Annotated in this window: 3 protein-coding genes; all 3 read left to right on the plus strand. The window is 35.7% G+C overall.

Annotated elements, in window-relative coordinates; all coding sequences use genetic code 11:
- The first annotated feature begins 152 nt into the window (after positions 1-152).
- Positions 153-611 (plus strand): winged helix-turn-helix transcriptional regulator, encoded by a 459-nt coding sequence (locus J7J10_04440; protein ID MCD6130179.1) that lies wholly within the window; start codon positions 153-155, stop codon positions 609-611.
- A gap of 16 nt (positions 612-627) precedes the next feature.
- Complete coding sequence (locus tag J7J10_04445; GenBank protein MCD6130180.1) at positions 628-1,773, plus strand: efflux RND transporter periplasmic adaptor subunit; 1,146 nt, start codon at positions 628-630, stop codon at positions 1,771-1,773.
- On the plus strand, positions 1,774-2,215 hold a 442-nt coding region (locus tag J7J10_04450; protein MCD6130181.1), incomplete at its 3' end, for an efflux RND transporter permease subunit. It abuts the gene before it with no gap.

The following is a 2,215-nucleotide window of genomic DNA, read 5'->3' on the forward strand; positions in this document are numbered from 1 at the left end:
CTAAAGCCCTCTCTTTTGGCCTTAGATTATGGTTTATCAGGTGTTCACTTTTAAATCGTAAATCTAATAAAAACAGTTCACTTTTAATTTTTAAATGACAAAGGCAATTCGATTTATTGACAATCTTAGTTGCATATGCTACTATCGTGCGAATGGTTACAAAAAGGGGTAAGGCTGCAGATTACACGCTCAAAAATTCATTTGGATACAGCATTAATAGGGTCACAAATGCTATTCGCAACCAGTTTAACAAGTGTTTAAAACCATTTGGCATTACAGGAGAGCAATTCGCAATAATGAAAGTAACCAACGATCATTCAGGCTCAATACAGACGCAAATAGCCAAAATAATATCAAAAGATAAAACAACTATTACAAGAGCAATTAATTCACTTGAAAAAAAAGGACTTATTCTTAAAAAAAGAGACAAAAGAGATAAGCGAGCATACTCAATTGAAATAACCGAAAAAAGTAAAGAAATCCTTTCTAAAACCATACCTATTACTGAAAAATATGATGAGTTGGTAAAAAGCAAACTCATCAGTAAAGAAGTTGAAACTTTCTTTAAAATCCTGGATATCATGCTTGAAACCTGCAAAGAATGGCCTTAAAAAGGAGGATCTGCTAATGAAAATTTTGTCCAAAATATTTATGATATTACTGGTGGGCTTGAGTGTTTTTATTATTGATGGACAATGCAAAGAACACGAAACTCCAGCCCATAAACAAATACCTATCACTACAGTGGATGTTTACAAGGTTTTAAAACCATCAAACATTCCAATTGTGTTGAAATACCCTGCAAGACTCAAAAGTGTAAAAAAAGTTCAAGTTGTAGCAAGAGTAACAGGTACATTGATAAAGAAATTTTATACAGAAGGGCAATTTGTTAAAAAGGGTGATTTGCTATACAAGATAGAGCCGGACAGTTATCAGGCAGCAGTAGATGGGGCAAAAGCGCAGCTTCAACGTGCTCTTGCTATGTTTAATAAAGCAAAAAGGGATTGGAATCGTATTAAAGCCTTATATGAGGAGAATGCAGTAAGCCAGCGGGAAAGAGATGCGGTTTTATCAGTTTATGAAATTGCTAAAGCTGACATTGCAAACGCCAGAGCAAACCTAAAGATGGCAACAATTAATCTAAACTACACTTCTGTTAAGGCGCCCTTAAGCGGTATTACGGGGCTAAAATGCACAGATGTGGGAAATTTTGTAACAAACGGAACACCGCTTGTTACAATAACAAAGGTTAATCCAATATATGCTGAGTTCTCAATTCCTAACATAAATATTATCAGGGAAAAATATTATATCAAAAATGGCAGTTGGGAAAAGCCGACAGATGGCAAAATTAAAGCCGTTATCAAGATCAATGGTAAACAGTACAAAGAAACTGGCTTTGTTAATTTTATAGACACAAATATAGATATCCAAACCTCTACCGTTAAAACGAGGGCAATATTTCAAAATCTAAAGAGATATTTAATGCCTGGGGAATTTATTAGAATTATGCTGCATGGACTCATTAGAAAAGATGTCATCATGATACCGCAGGAGGCTGTTTTGCAAAACCCTCTCGGCACCATGGTATTTGTTGTAGATAAAGGAAAAGCTCAAATAAAACCCGTAAAACTTGGCGAAACATCAGGAAATTATTATATCATTGAACAAGGCTTACAAGAAGGCAATCTGGTAATTGTCAATAACTTTTTTAGAGTTAAGCCAGGTATGCCCGTAAAAGTAGATAAAATCATTAATATTAAGAAGCAGTAAATGTTTTCCAAATTTTTCATAGATAGGCCTATATTTACCATTGTCATTTCAATAATTATTGTTTTAGCAGGCGCAATAGCTATAAAAGACCTACCTGTACAGGAGTACCCAACCGTTACACCACCCACTATTATGGTTCGAGCACAGTATCCCGGTGCAGATTCGCAAACACTTGCAAAAACAGTGGCAGCACCGCTGGAAGAGGCGATAAACGGCGTTAAAAATATGATATATATGACATCTGTAGCATCACCAAATGGTACGTTATCTATAAATGTAACATTTAAGATAGGCACAGATCCTGCTGTAGCAAAGGCAGATGTGAATAATAGGATTCAGCTTGCCTTGAATAAATTGCCGGAGATCGTAAGGAGGCAGGGCGTAGCTGTCAGAGAAAGAACACCTGATATTCTAAAGGTGTTTGCCTTTACTTCTAAGAACA

It is taken from the genome of Deltaproteobacteria bacterium (genome assembly GCA_021159305.1).
In the GTDB taxonomy this organism is placed as follows: Bacteria; Campylobacterota_A; Desulfurellia; order JAGGSF01; family JAGGSF01; genus JAGGSF01.

What these genes read in the sequence shown, in the direction of transcription:
- J7J10_04445 (MCD6130180.1), top strand. Translation starts at nt 628, where the DNA reads ATGAAAATTTTGTCCAAAATATTTATGATATTACTGGTGGGCTTGAGT.
- J7J10_04440 (MCD6130179.1), top strand. Translation starts at nt 153, where the DNA reads ATGGTTACAAAAAGGGGTAAGGCTGCAGATTACACGCTCAAAAATTCA.